The following is a 22,671-nucleotide window of genomic DNA, read 5'->3' on the forward strand; positions in this document are numbered from 1 at the left end:
TATGAATAAATTATTTTTTGGATTGTTTCTGTTATTCTCAAGTTTTATTTCGGCACAAAATAAAATTTATACTGTTTCTACAAAACATCTTTTTTTGGCTGATGAAAGTAAAACAAGTAATACAGCGGATAGTAAAATTAAATTGAAATTTTCAAGCCTAGATAATGGCAATTACTTTGTTTTTAATCGTTTGCTTTACGGAAATAAAACAGGTAAAGTTTTAGCTTATTTTAAACCTTTTAATGCCGTGGTTGTTCGCTCTCAAAATAAATTATCATATTTTACATTTAAAGAAGCATTTCCAAAAGGAGGTTTTTACAAAGCAAACATTTCAAAATTAATGTTTGGTCAACAAGCCAATTTATATGCTTTTGATAATGATGTAATTGATATTAAACTTTGGGTGGCACCAGGTGTACAACCAAAATCTGGTTTTGAAGGTTATTTAAACGACATGGGATTGCTACAAAATCTTCCAAAGAACAGTAACATAGTTGCGGTAACTATTTTGGGAGTAGAGTTTGATATTTCGGATTTTAAAGTTGATGAAGACAAGAATTATAAAAGTAATTTGAATGATATTTTAGTCAGTTTTAAAGAACCAAAAGATTCTCTTATGGCTTGTTTAAGGGAAACAAAAGCAAATGAAAAACCATTAGATATCTCCGAAAGCAAAATAGCTTTGTCGTTTGATTATAAAATTACTTCAAAAGTTTCGGCTCAGGATAGTAAAGGAAAAAGTATTTATGAAACGGATATTTTGATTTATGCCAATAAAGACAATTCAATTACGCTACAGATTTTAGATAAATCAAACACATTTGTTTATACCAATAGAAAACTAGGGCAAATTATCGAAGGAACTTATGAAAATGGGAAATTAACCATGACGAAAGGAATTAGTTTTGATACAAGAGATTGTTTGAAATTGAATGAAAAAGTGATTGGTAAAAGTTTGAAAACAACAAAACTAATTGCAGGATATGACCATGAATTTGGTTTGTTTTTGCTAGAGAAAAATAGTGACGACTTTCCTGATTTTCAAAATCAAGTTAGTTCTAAAGGATTTTTATCAAAACGTATTTATTTGAATAAAGATCTTGAAAAACAAGAATATACAAGTGAAATCGAATTGGGAACTTTTAAATTTAATTTAGAAAAATAATGAACAAGAAATTATTGCAGCTATTTTTATTAGTAACCGTTTTTGGTTTTTCTCAGAACAGCCAACTGATTCCGTTTGTTTCGTCTTCTAAATGGGGATTTAGTGATAAAAGCGGAAAAGTGATGATTCAACCTGTTTATGATAGTGTTGGTTTTTTCAATACGAGTTCGGTTGGATTGAAAGATTTGACATTTGCCTATGTGTATCAAAACAAAAAGATGGGTGTAATTGATTTGAAAAACAAAATATTACTGCCTTCAACATATCAATTTGTGAGAAATGTTAATAATACATTCCATTTTATTGCTACTAATGAACAAGGGAAATCGGGGTTAGTTTCGGCTGATAATCAGATTGTTTTACCTTTTGAGTATGATGCAATTGATGATATTTTAAATGGTTCTTTTATTCTTAAGAAAAATAATAGAATAGGATTAGCAGATGCTTATGGAAAAATTGTTATTCCGGTTGTTTATGATCAAATTGTATTTGTAGATGAAGATAAAGGTACTAAAAAATGTCGTTGGCGTGTAAACAATGAAAAGATTACACAATATCTTTTTACCGCTATTTATGAAGATCCGAATGATGAAATCATGTATAGTGTTGATGCACTTGAATCAATAGAAACCACTGTTGCTAATTATACTTCAGATGAAAACTCAAAAGATTTTGAAGAAAAAATTCCCATTCGATACCAAAGTGATTTATTTCTCTTAAAGAAGAAAAACTTATTTGGCTTTTCGGATGTAAAAGAAAAAATAGGATTTAAGCCTAAATTTAAACAGTTGGAGTACTTTTTTAATTTGAATGACTTTAAAAAAGGTAGAAAACATTATTTAATTATTGAAGAGAACAATAAAAAAGGATTAGTTGATGGTAAAGGAAATGTATTGCTTCAAGCTGAATATGATAATTTTGAGAAAAAATATCACTATTTAGAAGTAAGTAAAGAATTTAAAAAAGGTGTTTTCTTTTTGTCGACAAATCAAATTGTTTTTTCTGATTTTAATGAGATTAAAACTGCTATTAAATTAGATGATGATTTTGTAGTTGCATTGGTTACAAATACTGAAGACAATAGTTATTATTACATTGGTGAAAACGGTGTGATTTATAAAAATTAAAAATGAAGAATATGAAATATTTAGTTTGTTTTTCAATGTTTTTTGTTGTTTTGTTAAGTTGTTCTAATAATCAATTGCAAAACGATCCAATCCCAAATCATGAAACTTTTACAATTGCTTCTAAACTTCTCAGTGAAAACAGAGTAATAAATGTTTGGTTTCCTGAAAATTATAAAAATTCATCAGATTCATTACCAGTTTTGTACATGCTTGATGGTGGCATAAAAGAAGATTTTCCGCATGTTGCCAATACTTTAGCAGAATTAATTAAGAGTAATAAAATTAAGCCAATTATTTTAGTTGGTATTGAAAATACACAAAGAAGAAGAGATTTAACTCCGCCAACAACAGTTGCAAAAGACAAAGAAATTGCTCCAGTAGTAGGTGGTTCGGCAATATTCAGACAATTTATTAAAGAAGAATTGATTCCTGAAGTAAACACAAAATTTAGAACTACAGCTAAAAAAGGAATTATAGGAGAATCGTTAGCCGGACTTTTTATCACCGAAACTTTTCTAACAACTCCTGATTTATTTGACTTTTACATTGCTTTCGATCCTTCATTATGGTGGAATAACAAACAATTGGTAAAAGATGCGGCTAACTATTTAAAATCATTTCCGAAAACCAATAAAACATTTTGGTTTGCGGGTTCTAGTGCAAAAGATATCTTTAAAAACACCAATACGTTAAATGAAATATTGAGTAAAAATGCGCTTCCAAATTTAAAATGGCAATATTCACCAGAAAAGAAAGAAGAGCATCACACCATTTTTAGAGCTACAAAAGAAAAAGCTCTGATTTGGACATTGAATCAATAAAATGTGATACAAATAGTACAAATAAATTTTTGTAATCATTTTAAAATAACTTAAATTCGATAAACTTTAAACAAAATTTTATGAACTCAGAAAACAATGTGGTAGTTTCTTATGCAACGGATGCAGACAGAGCTACTTTTTTCAAAAAGACATATAGTCATGTTGCCTATGCTATTTTAGCTTTTATGTTAGTAGAAGCTATTTTATTGCGAATTGTTCCAATGGATTGGATATTAGCAATGATGGGAGGGAAATTCGTTTGGTTATTTATATTAGGATTATTTTGGTTAGGTTCAACTTTATCAGACCGTTTGGTTTTTCATCCTGATAGAGATAAGCAATATTTAGGCTTAGGATTATATGTATTATTAGAAGCCATTATTTTCTTACCAATGATTGCTATTGCCGTTTTATATTCGGGTGGCGAAATGATTATGCAAGCAGCTATCATTACTTTATTCATGTTTTCTGGATTAACTGCTGTTGTTTTTATGACAAAAACCGATTTCTCTTTTTTAAGAACAGCTATCACAATTGGAGGATTTGTTGCTTTGGGAGTAATTGTTGTAGGAGCAATTTTTGGATTTAATTTAGGATTATGGTTCTCAGTTGGAATGGTTGTATTAGCATCGGCTAGTATTTTATACCAAACAAGTCAAATTAAAGACCAATTCAGTACAGATCAATACGTGGGAGCTTCATTACAATTATTTGCTTCTATTATGTTATTATTCTGGTATGTATTGCGAATTTTAATGAGCAGAAAGTAATTGCTTTTTTAAAATATATTTAAAACCCTGAAATACTAAATTTCAGGGTTTTTCGTTTTAAAGCAATAATTTGTTTTATGCGAATAATTCTACTTGTATTTAGCTTTATTTTATTTTCTTGCCAATCTAAAGAAACTAATCAATTAACAGTTGGTATTCAGCCTTATGGAATATTTCCAGAAGATAAAACCGATACCATCGCTAAAACTATTGCTGATTTTTATCAAATTAAATCTGTTGTTCTTCCTGCTAAAGAATTATATAAAGAAGCTTTTACAGAAGTTAAATCACCGCGATATCGTGCAGATAAAATGATTCGTCTACAGAAAGAAAATAAAGTGGATACTTTAGATTATATATTGGGATTAACGACAAAAGATATTTCAATAACCAAAAAAGACAAATGGGGAAAAGTTAAAGAACCAACCTATAAATATGCTGATTGGGGAATAATGGGACTTGCTTATTGTCCCGGAAATAGCTGATTGTTTCTACTTTTCGCATTAAACATTCGAATCAAAAGAAACATTTTACGCGCTTTAAAAAAGTTGCTGTGCATGAATTTGGACACAATTTAGGTTTACCACATTGTTCTGATAAAACTTGCGTTATGACGGATGCTGTGGAAAGTGTACAAACAATTGATAATGCTAAATTAGCGTTGTGTGGGAAATGTAAAGCGCAATTGAATTAATACTTTTTATTATTAATCAAAATAAAGATTAGAATAATAATTGGGATTGAAAAAGCAAATTTTATCGAAAAGGTTTTTAGTAATAAAATTGAAACCAATCCTATGACTAAAAACCCTACGATGTGTAAAAGACCCTTTTTGAAGTTTTTTTCATAATAACCATCTACCAAATAAAAAAGCAAAGGAACAATTGTTATTAATGAAAGTAAACTCATATCAAAATATTAATATTTTCCACTCAATAATTCACCTCCAATAGCTGATTTTGCTTCAATATTTAATTTTTTCATCATTTCATACGTAGTACAAACGGCTGCAGAAGTAACCGGAATGCCACATTCTGCCTGAATTAAATCGATGGCCTCTAAAGAAGGCATTTGCACACAAGCTGAAGCTACTAAAACATCTACATCCGTTAAATCCAATTGTTTGTAGATTTCCAATAAATTCATTGGGTTTTGAGCTGCAACTTCTAAATTATCAGGAATTTCCAATGCAATGCTTTCTTTTACTTTTATACCTTGATGTTCGATATAATCCACTACTTTGTCCGTTAATGGACGCATATACGGGGTAATAATGGAAATTTGTTTGGCACCTAAAACTTTCAATCCATTAATCAAAGCACCAGCAGAAGTTACAATTGGAGTAGGGAAGTCATTCGCTACGGTTTCTTGGTGTAAATTTACTTCTGAAACACAATGATAACCGCGCCCCATACTCATAATTGCAACCAAACAAGCGTAACCCATAACATCTATGTGAGCATCAGATAATTCTTGAGCACATTTTAAACTCATTTTATCCATAGCTTCCAGTTCTTCTTTGGTTACTTTTTTCATTCGCATTCTACTGCTATGAAAAGTAAAGCGTTCTGGTAAAATCGTTTCTCTTGAACGGAAAATTGCTGGAATTTCCGTTTCCATTGTAATATTTGAAGAAGGAACAATTTGTCCTATTCTGTATTTTTTCATTACTATATTTCTTTTACTGTATTTACAATTGTTCCGATTCCTTCAACAGTTGCTTCTACTACATCACCATTGTACATCCATTCTTGAGGATCACGACCGGCACCAACACCTGCAGGAGTTCCGGTTGCAATGATATCACCAGCTTCTAAAGTAAAAACGGTACTTAAATCTTCAATCAAATCATTAATATTGAACAACATGAATTTTGTATTTGAATTTTGTTTTTCAACGCCATTTACTTTTAATGATAAATTCAAGTTGTGAGGGTTTTCAATTTCGTCTTTAGTTACTAAAATTGGTCCCATAGGAGCAAAAGTATCTTGACCCTTAGAAACAATCCATTGTCCTTCACGACGACAATCACGTGCCGAAATATCGTTAATAACCGTATAGCCAAATACATAATCTAATGCTTCAGATTTTGGTACGTATTTCCCTTTCTTTGAGATAATTACAGCTAATTCAACTTCCCAGTCCAATTGTTCTGTTAGCTTGGTATTTTTGATAATCTCCGTATTAGTTGCCGTTACTGTAGTTGGTGGTTTTGAGAAGATAATTGGTTTGGCTGGTAATTTTCCTGTTGTATCTAAAGTACGAGCACTTTCGGCAATATGTTCAGTATAATTTAATCCAATTCCAATAATATTTTTACGAGGTTTTTCAATAGGTGCCATGAAAATAACATCATCTATTTCATGAGCGATTTCCTCGAAGAAATTCTCTGGTGTATCTGCAATTAAATCTGTGATTTCTTCAATAATTTCATATCCCAAATCAATTAATTCTAACATGTCGTTTGGTAACGGGAAATTGGAAACATCTCCAAAATCTTGCATGTCGATTACTTGATTGTTGTGAATGAATCCTAATCGTGATTCGTTGTTATCTTTAGTTGTATAAGTAAGTAATTTCATTTGTATTTTATTGTTGTATTGTTTGATGTCCGTTGTTTTCTGTAAATTCTCTTCCTTGGAATAAGCCTAGACTTTCAATCACTGGTAAATCATTGAAGTTGAATAAACAAGCATCTTCTATGTCTGAAAGATTATGATGTTCGTGCCAAGCCCAACTCGGAACACAGAAAATATCGCGTTCTTTCCAATCGAAACGTTTTCCATTGATGATGGTATATCCTTTACCTTTTGCACATTGGTAAACGAAAGAACCCGTATGTTTATGTGCTTTCCCTTTAAAACCAGCTGGTAACAATTGCATAGCAGCTCCCATAGTTTGCATCACATGTCCGCCAGTTAATGGATTTGAATATTGCATAAAAATTCCATCAAATGGATTTACTTCTGTTACTTTTTGTGCTTCTAATAATGCTGGATATACATTTTTCCAAGAATATTTGAATAATGGTGAATACGGTTTATCCCATGTTTGATCAGCAGGAATCAATCCAGCACAACCATAAGTGATTGGTGAAAAGTTTAATGGTTTTACCAATTCTTGTTTACCTTCATAAACTGCATAATCATTCGCTTCTAAGGCATTCACTAACGGAATATCCAATCCGTCTTGCCAAATACAGGTTTTTCCACCTTCTTCAACTCCGTGTTCGTGCCAAGTTGAATTTGGTGTAATCACAAAATCATTTACTTCTAGCATGATTTTATTGCCATCGACTACAGTATATCCTTTTTCGCCTTCCATAATAAAACGTAGGGCAGAAGCTTTATGACGATGCGCTGAAGTAAATTCACCTGGTCGTGTTACTTGAATTCCTGTATATAACCAACCTACAGCGGCCGAAACGTCTTTTCTTTTATCATTTACCAAATACACAACGCGTCTTCCGGCTTGTTCAGGCGTTACCAATTCAGATGATTTTAAAACCAATTCTCTTAAATCATCATATTTCCAGAGCATTGGAACAGAAGTAGAGCGGGGTTCCCAAGGTTCAATGTCGTTGGCAACTGTCCATAAAGCACCAGCACCAAGACTTTCTAATTCTTTGTAATACGCTTTTAGTTCGTCAGATTCTTGAACTCTTGCGCGTCCGTAAATATCATCAGAATATTGATTTTCTTCCATCATTATCTTTTGTTAAATTCGTCGTGATCGTTTATAAAAGTGATTTTTCGAGTCGGAGCAGTGTTTACTCGTAAATCGAAAATATCAAATCGATTGTAATGCCCTAAAATATCGTGCATTTGTTTCGGTTGTATACATTTTGCTAAATCAATATCGGCATAAACCATTCCTTCTTCATCAATTAATGGTTGCCCAATAACAGCACCATTTGGACCAATAAATCCAGAGAAAGCAGAACTTTTTCTATCCAATAATTCATCAACATTTGGGACATCAGCTCGTAAAGCATCTTTAATTTCTTGCGAAATTGTAGAGCAAGAAACGATTGTAAATAGTTTTCCTTCGAAAGAATGCGCAGCAGCACGAATTTTAATTGCTTCCGCCATGTCGTAATCGGGTGGTGCTACTGGAAGTGAAATATAATTCGCAATATGAATCAATTCACCTTGAGAAAGTAGCGTAAAACGCGCTAAAGTGTTCGTGTTCTCGCCACAAGCAAGAGTTCCAATTGGACCAATTTCAGTGTCGTAAACTTTTAACGAAGAACCATCACCAGAAGACCAAGTTAGTTTTTCAGCCCATGTTGGAACTAATTTTCTATGTTTTCCAACAATAACGCCTCTATTATCAATAATTAAATTGGTATTGTAAATTTCGCCATAGCTTTTGCCTCGTTCGTTGATTCCCATCACAATATGAATATCATTGTCTTTAGCAGCTAAGCATAGTTTTTTAATTTCTGGACCTGTAACATCAACCGAATTTTTATACAATTCTTCATACCATTTACTACCCTGAACCGGAGTCATAATCCAATTCCAGTAAGGATATCCAGCGATAAAAACCTCTGGAAAAGCGATTAATTTTGCGCCGTTATTGCTAGCTTCTTTAATGAAAGAAATAGCTTTATCCACTGTTTTTTCTACATTTAGAAATACAGGTGACGTTTGAACGGTTGCTGCTTTGAATTTTTTGAATTCCATACTAGTATAATTACGAATTTAAAATTACAAATTATGAATTGAAAACGAGTCTAAATCGTAATTCATAATTGGTAATTCATAATTTTTGTTTTCATTTCTTCACTAAAAGGTTCGGCTTTGATACCGTTTCTTTCCGGGTTGAAAGCAACGTTGACTAAAGTAACTTCGCCTTCTAAAACGGTGTTTTTAGATTCATTTACAAACTGAAATCCGCAAAGAATAGAAGAGTTTTTTAATTCTTTTACCCACAATTTTTTGGTTAACATTTCACCTAAACGAGCAGCATTTTTGAATTGAATTTTTAAATCAACCGTTGGAATTCCATTGGTTTCGTGCATTTTTGAAAAAGGACGATCTAAAGCTTCTTCAAACCAATCTTCTACTAAGCAATTTAGCATTTCTAAAAATCGGGGATAGAAGACAATTCCAGCATAATCAACATGTTGGAAACGTACTTTTTCTTGTTTTGTGAATTGACTCATTATATATTTCTTGATACTTATTTCAACTTAAATCTCTGTATTTTTCCAGTTTCCGTTTTCGGTAAACATTCTACGAAATTAATCACTCTTGGATATTTATATGGAGCAGCTACTTCTTTGAACCAGTGTTGAATACTATTCTTCATTGTATCTGTCGCTTTAGTATAATCGTGTAATACAATATGCGCACAGACTAACATTCCTCGTTCTTCATCAGGTAAGCCAACCACGGCACATTCCAAGATATCTTCGTGGGTTAAAAGTACGGATTCTACTTCAATTGCCGCAATATTATAACCCGAAGAAATGATCATATCATCGCCACGAGCTACAAAATGAAAATATCCTTCTTCATCTTGACGGAAAATATCGCCTGTGATGTTCCAACCGTTTTCTACGTATTCTCTTTGTTTTTCTTCTCGATTTAAGTATTTACAACCTGTAATTCCACGAACGGCTAGTCTTCCAGCTTCGTTTCTTGGTAATTCGTTGCCTTGTTTGTCAATGATTTTGGCTTCGTAACCAGTAATGGCTTTTCCTGTAGCGCCCGGTTTCATGTTCTCTTCATTGGATGAAATAAAAATATGTAACATTTCGGTAGCACCAATGCCGTCTATGATTTTTAAACCCGTAGTATCATACCAATCTTGCCATACTTTCAATGGCAAAGTTTCGCCTGCAGATACACATTTTCTTAAACTCGAAATATCGTAATCTTGCACTTTTGTGGTGATAATACGCCATGCAGTAGGAGCAGTAAAGCAAATCGTTATTTTAAAATCTTGAATTGCTTTCAATAATAAATCTGGACTAGGTTTTTCAATTAAAAATGTGGAAGCTCCGAAATACATTGGAAATAATACCAATCCGCCCAAACCAAAAGTAAATCCTAATGGTGGACTTCCCGTGAAGATATCGTTTTGTGTGGGTTGTAAAGAATAGTTTGGAAATGCTTCGCAAATATTCAAAATATCTCTGTGATAATGTGCTGTCATTTTAGGTAAACCCGTAGTTCCAGAAGTGAAGCCAATCAAAGCAATTGAATCCGATTTGGAATGATAGTTATCGAAAGTTTTCGGTTTAGAAGCCATTAATTCCTCCAATTGTGAATTGCCATAAAAACAGGTTTGTTTTAGAAAATCTAATTTAACTAAATGTATTTCTTCTTCCAATTCCTTATCACACAATACATGTGAGATTTCAGCACAATCGATAATGGTAGTTAATTCTTTGCAACGAAGTAATGGCATGGTTGCCACGACAATTCCTCCCGCTTTTAAAATGGCGAACCAACACGCAACCATCATCGGATTATTAGCCGAACGAATTAAAACACGATTACCTGATTTCAAACCTAAATCATCGACCAAAACATGAGCAATTTGATTCGCTTTTTCATACAAATCTTGATACGTCCAAGTCTCCTCAAACGTACGAATACAACTATTATTTCCACGACCTTCTCGAATATGATTATCTAGTAATTTATCCACACAATTCAACATTTCTGGTTGTTGGAATTGCGGTAAATCCAAAAAGGTATATTCTGGTTGTAATTCCAGAGCTGATAAGCTATTATGAGCGAAATTATCCTTCATTAATTACGAATTTTAAATTACGAATTACGTAACGTTTTTTGAATAGAACCAATTATTCTAAGTAACTCATCAACATCTTTAAGTAAGCTGTCTGCTTCTTCAATTGATAAATAATCAGTATCTTTTAATAATCTAATCCAATAATGAGTTTCTCTTGCTTCTTTATAGGATATGGTTAATTTGGCGAAAAAATCTTTTCCTGATTGTCCTCCAATAGCTTCTTCAATATTAGCACCAATAGAAGTTCCACATCTTAGAAGTTGTTTACTTAAAACAAACTCTTTTTTCTGTTCAGATAAATATTTAAAAACCTTAATTATTCGTACCGCAAACGCATAACTTTTTATTTGAACAACGTTATCATTTTTCATAATTCGTAATTTCTAATTTCTAATTCGTAATTATTTACTTCTTATTACTTTTAGGTTTTAATGCTTTTTTCATTCCTTCCATTTGCTTTCTTTCAGCAGCTTTTAGCGGATACAAATGTGAAACGCCCATTTTATATTGATTTGGAATATCATTTGCTTGAAATTGTTCGTAAGCTTGCGCGTTTCTTACGAAATTAGAATCCAACAATAATGGTCTTCCTAAAGCGACTAAATCAGCTCTTCCGTTTAGAATAATCGTATTGATTTGGTCGATATCTTGAATGTAGCCAGCGGTTATAGTTGGAATATGAACAGTATTTCGAACGGCATCCGAAAAAGGCGTTTGCCACATTCTTCCCGTTAATGGTTTTTGACCTGCCACTGTATTTCCTGTTGAAACATTGATGATGTCTGCTCCAGCATTTTTGAAAGCAGTAGCAATAGTGATTACTTCTTGTTCTGAAATTCCATTTTCTGCCCAATCGGTTGCTGAAATTCGCACTGAAATTGGTTTTTCAGTTGGAAATACTTCGCGAATGGCTTTAAATACTTCTAATGGATATTTTAAACGATTTTCGATGTTTCCACCAAATTCATCCGTACGAATATTAGTTAATGGTGATAAGAAAGAAGCTAATAAAAAGCCGTGATGTGCTTGCAATTCGATCATATCAAAGCCTGCTTCGTTTGCATTTTTTGTAGCTTGAACAAATTGCGCTTTAATTTCTGCCATATCTTCCAAAGTCATTTCCTTTGGAGTAGCGAAATTGTCATTAAATGGAATAGGAGAAGCGGAAATTAAATTCCAATTATTTTCAATTGGTCCGTTTCCTTCCCAAGGTTTTTTTGTTGCGCCTTTTCGTCCCGAATGACCTAATTGAATTCCGATTTTACTTGAAGTATTATCATGAATAAAATCAGTTATTTTTTTCCATTGGTATAATTGTTCCTTAGTATAAATTCCAGCACAACCGTCCGTGATTCTTCCGGTTTCAGAAATGGCGGTCATTTCGGTAATGATTAAACCAACACCACCAGTAGCGCGACTTCCATAATGTACCAAATGCCAATCAGAAACTAAACCTTCTGTTGCAGTATATTGTCCCATTGGCGCCATAACGATGCGATTTGGGAGTTCTAATTCTCGTAATTTAAAAGGAGTAAATGCAGCGCTTTTGCCTTCGAGAACCTCAGGCAACGCATTTTTATTTGAACTGTTGGCTGAGGCACTCGAAGCCAATTGTTCTTGATAAAATTCGTTCAATACTTTATCGGTAAACGAACTATCTCTCAAACGTAAATTCTCATACGTTACTTTTTTAGAGCGTGTCATACAACCAAACGCAAATTGTTGGAATGGATGTTGAATGTGACGATCCATATTTTCAAACCAATCTAACGAAACTACGGCAGCATACTGAATCATTTCTACTGTATTTCTTCTAGTTTTATCATATTGTTCAAAAGCAGCTTGCACATTATTTGGATTCGCAATTACAGCATCCGATAATCCAATAGCACAATCCATTGCTAATTTGGTTCCTGAACCAATAGAGTAGTGGGCTGTAGCTTTGGCATCACCTAATAAAACAATGTTGTTATGATACCAATTTTGATTCGTTACATGTGGAAATTGTCTCCAATGCGATTTATTGGATATCAGCGGATGTCCGTCTAATTCGTCTTTGAAGATTTCTGCGATTTTAGTCATTGTATCTTCTTCATTTGTAACTTCAAAACCGTGTTTTTGCCAAGTTTCTTCACTACATTCAAAAATCCAAGTACTCATTCCTTCTTCATATTGATAGGTATGCGCAACAATGGTTCCTTGAGGTGTACTTCTGAAAAAATAAGTAAAAGCATCTAAAGGCTTTGTAGAACCTAACCAAACGAATCTGTTTTTCTTTAATTCGATTTTTGTACCAAATTCTTTTTCATATTTTGTTCGAACAGCACTTGCAATTCCATCTGAAGCCAAAATAATGTCAGAATCTGCGAATTGTGATAAATCCTCAACATTTTGTTCAAAGTGAAGATTTACACCTTCTTCTGTACAACGTTGATGTAATAATTTTAATAATGTTTTTCGTGAACAACCGCAAAAACCGTTTCCAGCAATACTTACTTCTTCACCATCGCGAGCCACAATAATATCATCCCAATAGGCAAATTTGCTACGAATAAGTTCATACGATTGCATATCGCGTTTTAGAAATTCACCTAAGGTTTCATCTGAAAAAACAACGCCAAAACCAAAACTATCATCAGGTTTGTTGCGTTCGTAAATATCAATCTGGCAATGAGGCATTGCTTTTTTGGTTAATATTGAGAAATATAATCCGCCTGGACCACCACCTATAACTGTTATTTTCATATTTTTAATTGATAATTAGCAATTGAGAATTGATAATTAATTTTTTGAGTAAATTTTATTTTTTCATGAAATCAAAAGCGCCTTTACGCAAATTGATTCCGTATTCTAAATATGCTTTTAAACAACTTAAAAAGTTAGACCAACCGAATGAATTTCCAGAAAGCCATTTTAAACCTGCTTCAGTATTCTCCATGCTTTTCTCAGTAATGGTAACTAAAGTTGAATTGTTTTCTTTTTCTGAAAGCGTAATCTCTACTAATAAGTCGATTCCGGAATTTTCCCAATAGAATGAAACGTATTTATTGTTTTCTATTTTTTCTACTTTAACAGGGCATTCAAAATCAAATTCAGGGAATTTCCAAATGATATTGGTGCCTTCTTCCATTCTTCCTGTACTAGTTGCAATGAAATAATTGGCCATTTTTTCTGGATTTACAATAGCTTCAAAAACTTCATTAATTGTCTTTTGAATTTGCATTGCACATTTTATTTCTAATTGATCAGGACTCATAATTAACCTCTTTTAATTGAGAATATTTCACCTAGTTTGCTATAATTAGAACCTGCTAAACGAGCAACAGGTTTGTAGGTTTCTAAATTAATTCTGTGATTTTCCATTAAAATTGAATCGTCAATATGTATGGTAATAATTTTACCAATAATAATACAAGCACCACCATTTTGATGATTTTCGATAAAATAATGATGTACCATTTCACATTCAAAATGAACTAAACTTTCTTTAACGCGTTTTGGTGTAACGTAAATAGAATCAATTGGAGTAACTCCAGCTAATTGGAATTCATCAACATCAGAAGATACACTTTGCGATGTGGTATTCATTTGTTCAACCACATCTTCAGTAACTAAATTGACAACAAATTGCTTGTTATAAAGAATGTTATTTAGAGTGTCTTTGTTTTTATTTCCAGTTCTTACGGTTGAAAACATTACGTGTGGAGGATCTTCACTTACTACATTAAAAAAAGAAAAAGGAGCAAGATTGTTAATTCCGTTTGAATCAACTGAGGAAATCCATCCAATAGGTCTTGGAATTACTGTACCAGTTAAAAGTTTATATAATGCCGAAGATTCGGTATTTTTTATATCGAATTGCATGGTTTGTGTTGTTTTTACAAATTAAATAAAATAACTATACTTTTTCATAATAAAAGTAGATTTTTTTTAATTTTTCAAAATTGAAAATCGAGTAATAATGGGTTAAAATTATAGTATTCATAATTTTAGTAAATAAAAAATGAAAGATTTATAAAAATAAATTCAATTTTTTTACGATATTATTTTTTGTGTATTTTGCAAAATTAGTATATTTATGCAAAAATTATATATATGGAAATTTTGTTTTGCCCTAAATGTCAAAGTAACACCATTGTTAAAAGTGGAATAATAAAAGATAGACAACGTTATTTATGCAAAACTTGTAACTATTATTTCACAGTCAATAAATTAGGTAAGAAGATAGATGATTACTATGTAACTAAAGCGCTTCAACTGTATTTAGAGGGTTTAAGTTTTAGAGAGATTGAACGAATTATAGGCGTTTCGCATGTTTCTATTAGTAATTGGGTAAAAGAGTTTAAAATTAAGAAACCACCACATCCAAATTACCATCCTACTTATAAGATTTTTAAGCATAATGAGTTGGTAGAATATCTTCAAAACAAAGAACAATTATCTGGTGCGGGTATGATTATTACAGAACTAGGAGATAAGTTTATGCTAATAAAATGGGAACGTTTTAAAGATTAGCTATACTTTTTTACAAAATTATATACTCTAATTTTTTTCATTAACATAATTTATGAATTTAGTCAAGCGGAAATGCAAGACTAACCAAAACTTAAATTATGAAAAAATTACTAATTTATGCTGGATTACTTTTTTCAGCTTATTCCTTTTCTCAGGGTTCACCTGATTATGGTGGAGGACTAAAGGTAAATATTAATGAAGATGGTTCTAAATATTTTAGAATTATTTCATGGGCTCAATTTTGGGCACAATACAATGCTGATAAACCTCTTGACGCTAATGGTAATGAACAATCTGAAATAGATTTTAGTGTTCGTAGAGCAAGGGTTTTACTTTATTCTCAAATCAGTCCTAAATTTTTAATTGTTACTCATTTTGGATTAAACAGTCTTAATGGAGATAACATGAGTCCAACAGGAACTGGTAATAATTCACAATTATTTTTACATGATGCTTATGTACAATATAACTTAGGCAAAACAAACAAACACTCTATCGGAGGTGGTTTACATTACTGGAACGGAATTTCACGTTTAAACAACAGTAGTACTCTAAATATTTTAACTTTAGATAATTTCCGTCAAGGTTGGGCAACATTAGGTTTAGCCGATCAGTTTGCACGTCCTATAGGTGTATTTGCTAAAGGAGCTTTCGGAAAATTCCAATATAGAGTTTCAATCAATGATGCTTTAACAAATAACTTATCAGCAACTACTGTTCCTGTAAATGGTGGAGCAGCAACTTACACTGGAAGAAGATTATTAGGAGGGAAAGAAGCAGGAAAAACTTTTGCAGGTTATTTTGAATATAATTTTCTAGATCAGGAAAGTCAATTTTTGCCTTACAAAGTAGGTACTTATTTAGGAGATAAAAAAGTATTCAACATAGGAGCTGGATTTTTTGCCCATCCAAATGGTTCTGTTGTAGCAGATGCTGGTGGAAATTTAAGCGGAGAAAATGTTTCGATATTTGCGGTTGATGCATTCTATGATGCTCCACTAGGAAAAGGTAGTGCAATAACTGCTTATGTAATGTATCAAAATTCTAACTACGGTAAAGATTATGTTTTAGGCACAACTTACGAAACAGGTTCAATTCTTTACGGACACGTAGGTTATGTAATTCCTTCTACAAAGCCAACTAAATTCCAACCTTATGTTTCTTTTGCAAACAGACAAATTGATGCTTTAGATGATAACGCAACGCAATTTGGTATTGGAGGAAATGTTTTCTTAAAAGGACACCATTCTAAATTATCATTAGAATATCAAAACTTAAAATACGCAGAAGCAGATGCAGTTGGAACTGTAACGCTACAAGCAATGATTTATTTATAAAAAACAATCTAAAACTAATTAATATGAGTGATCAAAAACACGCTACGGCATATTGGAAGGAAAATTTAAGATACCTTCTAATATTATTGAGTATTTGGTTCGCTGTTTCATATGGAGCAGGAATTCTATTCAAAGACGCATTAAATGAAATCAAATTGGGAGGATTTCCATTAGGATTTTGGTTTGCACAACAAGGTTCAATCTATGTCTTTGTTATTTTAATATTTGTTTATGTTCGTTTAATGAACAAACTAGACAAAAAATATGGTTTTGACGAATAATTAATTATAACTTATAAAAAAAATATCATGGATGTACTTACTTGGACCTACATCATTGTTGGGTTAACATTTGCATTATATATAGGAATTGCAATTTGGAGTAGAGCAGGTTCTACTAAAGAATTTTATGTTGCTGGTGGAGGCGTTTCTCCTTTAGCAAATGGTATGGCTACTGCAGCCGATTGGATGTCTGCCGCATCATTTATCTCTATGGCCGGAATTATCTCATTTGCTGGTTATGATGGAGCCGTTTATTTAATGGGATGGACAGGTGGATATGTATTATTAGCCTTATTATTAGCGCCATATTTAAGAAAATTTGGAAAATTTACGGTGCCTGATTTTATAGGAGAGCGTTATTATTCTAACACTGCAAGAACTGTAGCTGTAATTTGCGCATTAATTGTTTCATTTACTTATGTAGCAGGTCAAATGCGTGGAGTAGGAGTTGTATTCTCTAGATTTTTAGAAGTTGAAATTGAAACAGGTGTTGTAATTGGGATGATCATTGTACTTTTTTACGCTGTTTTAGGTGGAATGAAAGGAATTACATATACGCAAGTTGCACAATATTGTGTATTGATTTTTGCTTTCATGGTTCCTGCGATATTTATTTCAATTCAAATGACAGGAAATCCAATTCCACAATTAGGAATGGGTGGTACAGTTGCTGGTAGTGAAACTTATCTTTTAGATAAACTAAACGGATTATCTACTGAATTAGGTTTTGCAGAATACACAAATGGTTCTAAATCAATGATTGATGTTTTTGCAATTACTTTAGCTTTAATGGTTGGAACTGCAGGGTTACCACACGTAATTGTACGTTTCTTTACTGTTAAAAAAGTAAAAGATGCTCGTAAATCTGCAGGATGGGCTTTATTATTAATTGCAATTTTATATACTACTGCACCAGCTGTTTCTGTTTTTGCTAAAACAAATTTAATTGAAACTGTAAGTGGTAAAGAATATTCAGCTATGCCAAAATGGTTTACAAACTGGGAAAAAACAGGGTTATTAAAATTTGAAGATAAAAACGGTGACGGAAAAATTCAATATTATAATGACAAATCAAAAGATGAAGTATTTTTAGCTGCTCAAGAAGCAAAAGGATTAAAAGGAAGTGAGTTAACTATTGATAATGACATCATGGTGTTAGCAAATCCTGAAATTGCTCAATTACCAAACTGGGTTATTGCATTAGTTGCTGCAGGAGCTTTAGCAGCTGCTTTATCAACTGCTGCTGGTTTATTATTAGTAATTTCTTCTTCAGTATCTCATGATTTAATTAAAAAAATGATCAATCCAAACATATCTGAAAAAGGAGAACTTTGGTCTGCAAGAGGAGCTGCAGCAGTTGCAGTTGTAATTGCAGGTTACTTCGGAATTAATCCTCCAGGATTTGTTGCTGCGGTAGTAGCTTTAGCATTTGGTTTAGCGGCTGCATCATTCTTCCCGGCAATTATCTTAGGTATTTTCCATAAAAGAATGAATAAAGAAGGTGCTATTGCCGGAATGGTTGTTGGTTTATTATTAATGCTTTTCTATATGTTGAAATTCAAATTTGGATTATTTGATGGTGGGAAAGATGCTGTTGACGGTTTAAAAGCAAGCTGGTGGTTTGGAATTTCACCAGAAGGTTTTGGAACAGTTGCAATGGTAGTAAACTTTATAGTTGCATTTGTAGTTAATAAATTTACTCCTGAACCACCACAAGAGGTTCAAGATATTGTTGAACACATTCGTATTCCTTCGGGAGCTGGTGAAGCTGTAGCACATTAATTTCTAAATATACCTTTTTTTACCACTCTGTTCTTGTTTTTCGAGAACAGAGTTTGTATTTTTAAATAATCGAAAAACAATTAAACATATAATGAAGAAAAGACATCAACAAAAATTGGTTGTATTATCATTATTAATGCTTTTAGTACTTAATTTGCCAATACTGTTACTTTTTGATAGTGCAGACAATTTATTTGGATTGCCAATCATTTATATTTATATCTTTTCTATTTGGTTGTTCTCAGTATTAATGTCTTGGATAGTTGTACAACGTTATCATGAATAGTGCTTTTTTATTACTCATCCTTTTAGTTTATTTAAGTTTACTTTTCTATATCGCTCATTGGGCAGAAAAAAAAGAAAATGTAAAATGGACTAACAATTCATATATTTATTCATTGTCGTTAGCGGTTTATTGTACCGCTTGGACATATTATGGAAGTATTGGAGTTGCGGCAAATTCGGGTTTGGGATATTTGCCTATTTATATTGGTCCGATTATTATCATCCCAGCTTGGATTATTATTCTGAAGAAAATTATCCGAATTTCAAGAATTAATAAAATTTCAAGTATTGCCGATTTTATTTCACTTCGATATGGAAATAGTCGATTCTTAGGAGCTATTGTAACAGTAGTATGTATCGTTGGGGTTTTGCCCTATATTGCTCTTCAATTAAAAGCTATTTCTGAAACCTTTTTAATTGTAACTAAAACACAATCTAGTTCATTAATTTTTAATGACACAACCACTTATGTAGCAATTACATTAGCTTTATTTGCTTCGTATTACGGAACGCGTTATGTTGATGCTTCCGAAAAAAGAAAAGGAATTGTAACTGCAGTAGCTCTTGAAAGCGTACTAAAACTAGTTTTCTTTTTAATAGTTGGAATTTATGTAACCTTTTTTGTTTTTGATGGTTTCCAAGATATTTATGATAAGGCTTCTTTATTAGAAAACTTTAAAGAAAAAAATACAATTGGCGGATTAGAACAAGGTTTAAACTGGTTCTTTTTAAGTATGGTTTCGCTTTTTGCTATTTTCTTATTACCAAGACAATTTCAAATGTCAGTAGTAGAAAATAATAGAGAACGCCATATTAAAACTGCCATTTGGTTATTTCCACTTTATTTATTGTTATTTAACCTTTTTGTTTATCCAATTGCCTGGGGAGGCAATGTTCTGTTTGAAGGACAAAATGTCAATGCCGATACTTATTCGTTGTTAATTCCGCAATTTTTCAATAATTCTACGCTTATAGTTTTAGTTTTTCTTGGCGGATTTTCAGCAGCAATTTCAATGATTGTTGTTTCAAGTATCAGTCTTTCAACTATGTTGAGTAACAACTTGTTAATTCCTTACACTTTCTTAGGAAGATTAAAGAATGAAGAACAAATGATTAACAACAAAAAGATTGTCAACATACGTAAAATAGGAATTTTCTCTTTAATCATTGCGGCTTATTTCATTTACAGATTCTTTGCATTAGACTATAGTTTAGTTTCTATCGGATTAATTTCATTTGTCATTATTGCACAACTAGCTCCAGCCTTTTTTGGTGCTATTTTTTGGAGAAGAGGTTCCCGATTAGGTGCTATTTATGGAATTTTAATTGGGTTTTTAATTTGTATTTACACATTGTTATTACCTTATGCTATCGGATTAACTAACAAACAAAGTTCTTTTATTTCAGAAGGTTTCATGAAAATAGAGTTACTTAAACCATTTGAATTATTTGGATTAGATTATTTACAACCAGTTCCTCACGCTTTATTTTGGAGTATGCTGTTTAATACTTTGGCTTATTTTGCAGTTTCAGTTAGTTTTAAAGGAAATTATCGCGAACGCAATTATGCCGAAATGTACGTGGATATTGAAAAATACAGTACTAATCACGAAAATGCTTTTGTTTGGAAAGGAACAGCTTATACAAGTGATATCGAGAAAGTTTTGATTCGATTTTTGGGTGAAGAACGAACTAAGCGAGCAATGAACATTTTTAATGTAAAATATAACGTTGATAAAAATCAAGAGTTGGCCGATGCGCGTTTGATAAAATTTGCAGAAAATCTTTTAACGGGTCACATCGGAACTGCTTCTGCACGAATATTAATTTCTAGCGTGGTAAAAGAAGAAAAAATCACATTACCTGAAGTACTTAAAATACTAGAAGAATCGAAAGAGAATATTATTACTAATAAAATATTGATTGAAACTTCAACTGAGTTACAAAAAATAACATCGCAATTGCAAATGGCAAACGAAACATTAGTTCGTAAAGACATTCAAAAAGACGAATTTTTAGATACAGTTACTCACGAACTTCGAACACCTATAACAGCTATTAGAGCAGCAAGTGAAATTTTGCATGATGATGATGAAATTCCAGAAGAATTAAGAAAACAATTTTTACAAAACATTATTTCAGAGTCGGATAGATTAAATCGCTTGATTGATAAAATCTTGGATTTGGAAAAATTTGAAACCGGAAAGCAAACAATAAACCCAACACAAAATAACTTAATTGCAACGATAGAACATTCTATTGATCCGTTAAAACAATTAATTAACAATAAAAAAATTAGTGTTTATGTAGAAAGTAAAGACGCTGTTCTAGCGTTTTATGATGAAGATCGTATTGTGCAAGTAATTACAAATTTACTATCAAATGCGATTAAATTTTGTCCAGAAACTGACGGTTTGATTACAATTCAAGTAAAACAAAAAGACAATTTTATAGAAACTTCTGTTCAAGATAACGGAAAAGGTATAAATCCTAACGATTTTGACGTTATATTTGACAAATTTTACCAAGCATCTAATCAAAATTTCAAAAAGCCTGTTGGTAGCGGATTAGGATTAGCCATTTGTAAACAAATTATAGAATATCACAAAGGTAAAATTTGGGTTGAACCAAGTTTAAAAGGAGCTTGTATAGTATTTACATTGCCAATTAAAAATATTGAAAATTAAAGACCATGAAGAAGATATTGATCGTAGATGATGAGCCAAACATTGTAATGACGCTCGAATATACATTCAAGAAAAGTAATTATGAAGTGTTTATTGCTCGCGATGGGCAAGAGGCATTGGATATTTTAAAAACTAATTTCCCTGATATCATTATATTGGATATTATGATGCCAATGGTTGATGGTTTTGCAACTTTAGAACAAATCAGAAAAGACGCTAATTTACAACACACTAAAGTCATGTTCTTATCTGCAAAAAATAAAGAAAGCGATATCGAAAAAGGATTAGCACTTGGTGCTGATGCATATATGACCAAGCCATTTTCAATCAAGAAAGTAGTAGAGAAAGTGGAAGAGTTATTAGGGTAATAATGATTTCGAAAGTAGTATTTGAATGAAAATTGGTCTTTATAACATATTTACAACATTTTGGTTTTTAATTATACTTCTAGGTAGCGGTACATTAACATATTTGTCATTCAGTAAAAACTTATATTCTGGAGATGCAATATTGACTGTAAAAATAGTTATCGCAGTTATTTCTTTAATTTTTATTTGTATTCTTTTTTACCTTCTATATAAGTTTAGAATATTAATCATTAATAAAAATCTTTTTATCTCTATTCACCCATTTATTTTTAAGATTAATAAAATTGATATTTCTAAAACAAAAAGCTTGAAATGGAAAAACTTTTCTGCATTTAAAGGAACTATTTATAGAAGTGTTGAACTTAGACAAGGAAAATATAAAATTGAAGTTTCAGACTTAGAATTTGAGAATTTTGATCATTTGGTAAGTAGTTTTAATGGACAACTTAATAAAAATAAAGCAACCATTGAACAAGCTAAGTCTAATTATTCAATGATGATTTTTAATCTTATTATACTTTCATGTTTTTTCGTTTTTCTCCTTATAAATACTACATTTAAAGATATAAATATTGCCGAAGTAATTTTCTTTTTTATTAATTTAATATTGCTATTTGCTACAATTAAAAGAATATTAAATTATAGAAAAGCTTTATAAAGACTTCATTAAATTATTTTTTCTTTTTTAACTATACCTATTTAGCAAAATTAATTCATTTAGCATTATTTTATTTTCTACATTTACTAATGTAAATAAATCACATT

At 31.7% G+C, this 22,671-nt stretch carries 24 protein-coding genes; 14 read left to right on the forward strand and 10 right to left on the reverse strand.

Features of this window, described 5'->3' with window-relative positions; genetic code table 11:
• Position 1: 1 nt before the first annotated feature.
• The 6 genes from LOS89_RS06170 to LOS89_RS06195 all read left to right on the forward strand — a co-directional run bounded on the left by LOS89_RS06170 (position 2) and on the right by LOS89_RS06195 (position 4,577).
• Positions 2 to 1,165, forward strand: coding sequence for a hypothetical protein (locus tag LOS89_RS06170; protein WP_231836960.1), 1,164 nt, complete (start codon positions 2 to 4; stop codon positions 1,163 to 1,165).
• A complete protein-coding gene (locus tag LOS89_RS06175; RefSeq protein ID WP_231836961.1) occupies positions 1,165 to 2,292 on the forward strand; it encodes a WG repeat-containing protein in 1,128 nt (375 codons plus the stop codon). The genes LOS89_RS06170 and LOS89_RS06175 overlap by 1 nt, the downstream gene beginning before the upstream one ends.
• 11 nt (positions 2,293 to 2,303) lie before the next feature.
• Positions 2,304 to 3,113: an alpha/beta hydrolase gene (locus tag LOS89_RS06180; protein WP_231836963.1), complete on the forward strand. Its 810-nt coding sequence runs from the start codon at positions 2,304 to 2,306 to the stop codon at positions 3,111 to 3,113.
• Positions 3,114 to 3,193: 80 nt separating this feature from the next.
• A complete protein-coding gene (locus LOS89_RS06185) occupies positions 3,194 to 3,883 on the forward strand; it encodes a Bax inhibitor-1/YccA family protein (protein WP_231836965.1) in 690 nt (229 codons plus the stop codon).
• Between the two features lie 77 nt (positions 3,884 to 3,960).
• A complete protein-coding gene (locus tag LOS89_RS06190) occupies positions 3,961 to 4,368 on the forward strand; it encodes a hypothetical protein (protein ID WP_231836967.1) in 408 nt (135 codons plus the stop codon).
• Between the two features lie 17 nt (positions 4,369 to 4,385).
• The gene (locus LOS89_RS06195; protein ID WP_255671093.1) at positions 4,386 to 4,577 is read left to right on the forward strand and encodes a matrixin family metalloprotease; all 192 of its coding nucleotides are present in this window, start codon (positions 4,386 to 4,388) and stop codon (positions 4,575 to 4,577) included.
• Positions 4,578 to 4,801: 224 nt separating this feature from the next.
• Here the strand turns inward: LOS89_RS06195 and LOS89_RS06200 are convergent, their stop codons facing one another.
• From LOS89_RS06200 to LOS89_RS06245, 10 genes are all read right to left on the reverse strand, one after another.
• Positions 4,802 to 5,551: a maleate cis-trans isomerase family protein gene (locus tag LOS89_RS06200; RefSeq protein ID WP_309508566.1), complete on the reverse strand. Its 750-nt coding sequence runs from the start codon at positions 5,549 to 5,551 to the stop codon at positions 4,802 to 4,804.
• A gap of 2 nt (positions 5,552 to 5,553) precedes the next feature.
• Positions 5,554 to 6,465 (reverse strand): fumarylacetoacetate hydrolase family protein, encoded by a 912-nt coding sequence (locus LOS89_RS06205; RefSeq protein WP_231836971.1) that lies wholly within the window; start codon positions 6,463 to 6,465, stop codon positions 5,554 to 5,556.
• A 7-nt stretch (positions 6,466 to 6,472) separates the two neighbouring features.
• Positions 6,473 to 7,591 carry a cupin domain-containing protein gene (locus tag LOS89_RS06210; protein ID WP_231836972.1) on the reverse strand — a complete coding sequence of 373 codons (1,119 nt, stop codon included), beginning with the start codon at positions 7,589 to 7,591 and terminating at the stop codon, positions 6,473 to 6,475.
• Entirely contained in the window at positions 7,591 to 8,571 is a 981-nt protein-coding gene (locus LOS89_RS06215) for a carbon-nitrogen hydrolase family protein (protein ID WP_231836974.1), read from the reverse strand. The genes LOS89_RS06210 and LOS89_RS06215 overlap by 1 nt, the downstream gene beginning before the upstream one ends.
• Positions 8,572 to 8,633: 62 nt before the next feature.
• Positions 8,634 to 9,053 carry an acyl-CoA thioesterase gene (locus tag LOS89_RS06220; protein WP_231836976.1) on the reverse strand — a complete coding sequence of 140 codons (420 nt, stop codon included), beginning with the start codon at positions 9,051 to 9,053 and terminating at the stop codon, positions 8,634 to 8,636.
• A 17-nt stretch (positions 9,054 to 9,070) separates the two neighbouring features.
• Positions 9,071 to 10,651 carry an AMP-binding protein gene (locus tag LOS89_RS06225; protein WP_231836977.1) on the reverse strand — a complete coding sequence of 527 codons (1,581 nt, stop codon included), beginning with the start codon at positions 10,649 to 10,651 and terminating at the stop codon, positions 9,071 to 9,073.
• A gap of 17 nt (positions 10,652 to 10,668) precedes the next feature.
• Positions 10,669 to 11,022: a four helix bundle protein gene (locus tag LOS89_RS06230; RefSeq protein WP_026725869.1), complete on the reverse strand. Its 354-nt coding sequence runs from the start codon at positions 11,020 to 11,022 to the stop codon at positions 10,669 to 10,671.
• Positions 11,023 to 11,056: 34 nt separating this feature from the next.
• Positions 11,057 to 13,396, reverse strand: coding sequence for an oxidoreductase (locus LOS89_RS06235; RefSeq protein ID WP_231836978.1), 2,340 nt, complete (start codon positions 13,394 to 13,396; stop codon positions 11,057 to 11,059).
• 55 nt (positions 13,397 to 13,451) lie between these two features.
• Complete coding sequence (locus LOS89_RS06240; protein ID WP_231836979.1) at positions 13,452 to 13,907, reverse strand: SRPBCC domain-containing protein; 456 nt, start codon at positions 13,905 to 13,907, stop codon at positions 13,452 to 13,454.
• Positions 13,908 to 13,909: 2 nt separating this feature from the next.
• Positions 13,910 to 14,515, reverse strand: coding sequence for a flavin reductase family protein (locus LOS89_RS06245; protein ID WP_231836980.1), 606 nt, complete (start codon positions 14,513 to 14,515; stop codon positions 13,910 to 13,912).
• A gap of 231 nt (positions 14,516 to 14,746) precedes the next feature.
• Here LOS89_RS06245 and LOS89_RS06250 point away from each other — a divergent pair, with 231 nt between their 5' ends.
• The 8 genes from LOS89_RS06250 (at position 14,747) to LOS89_RS06285 (ending at position 22,564) form a co-directional block, all read left to right on the forward strand.
• Positions 14,747 to 15,166: an IS1/IS1595 family N-terminal zinc-binding domain-containing protein gene (locus LOS89_RS06250; RefSeq protein ID WP_231836981.1), complete on the forward strand. Its 420-nt coding sequence runs from the start codon at positions 14,747 to 14,749 to the stop codon at positions 15,164 to 15,166.
• 98 nt (positions 15,167 to 15,264) lie between these two features.
• The gene (locus LOS89_RS06255) at positions 15,265 to 16,503 is read left to right on the forward strand and encodes a hypothetical protein (protein WP_231836982.1); all 1,239 of its coding nucleotides are present in this window, start codon (positions 15,265 to 15,267) and stop codon (positions 16,501 to 16,503) included.
• A 23-nt stretch (positions 16,504 to 16,526) separates the two neighbouring features.
• The gene (locus LOS89_RS06260) at positions 16,527 to 16,784 is read left to right on the forward strand and encodes a DUF4212 domain-containing protein (RefSeq protein WP_231836983.1); all 258 of its coding nucleotides are present in this window, start codon (positions 16,527 to 16,529) and stop codon (positions 16,782 to 16,784) included.
• A 27-nt stretch (positions 16,785 to 16,811) separates the two neighbouring features.
• Positions 16,812 to 18,566, forward strand: a complete 1,755-nt coding sequence (locus tag LOS89_RS06265; RefSeq protein WP_231836984.1) for a sodium:solute symporter family protein — start codon at positions 16,812 to 16,814, stop codon at positions 18,564 to 18,566.
• 91 nt (positions 18,567 to 18,657) lie between these two features.
• Positions 18,658 to 18,852, forward strand: a complete 195-nt coding sequence (locus tag LOS89_RS06270; RefSeq protein ID WP_231836985.1) for a hypothetical protein — start codon at positions 18,658 to 18,660, stop codon at positions 18,850 to 18,852.
• The gene (locus LOS89_RS06275) at positions 18,845 to 21,538 is read left to right on the forward strand and encodes an ATP-binding protein (protein WP_231836987.1); all 2,694 of its coding nucleotides are present in this window, start codon (positions 18,845 to 18,847) and stop codon (positions 21,536 to 21,538) included. Before LOS89_RS06270 ends, LOS89_RS06275 begins: the two co-directional genes overlap by 8 nt.
• Before the next feature lie 5 nt (positions 21,539 to 21,543).
• Positions 21,544 to 21,906, forward strand: a complete 363-nt coding sequence (locus LOS89_RS06280; protein ID WP_231836988.1) for a response regulator transcription factor — start codon at positions 21,544 to 21,546, stop codon at positions 21,904 to 21,906.
• A 25-nt stretch (positions 21,907 to 21,931) separates the two neighbouring features.
• Complete coding sequence (locus LOS89_RS06285; RefSeq protein WP_231836989.1) at positions 21,932 to 22,564, forward strand: hypothetical protein; 633 nt, start codon at positions 21,932 to 21,934, stop codon at positions 22,562 to 22,564.
• Positions 22,565 to 22,671: the final 107 nt, after the last annotated feature.

Origin of the sequence: Flavobacterium channae (assembly GCF_021172165.1) — a bacterium.
Taxonomy (GTDB): domain Bacteria; phylum Bacteroidota; class Bacteroidia; order Flavobacteriales; family Flavobacteriaceae; genus Flavobacterium; species Flavobacterium channae.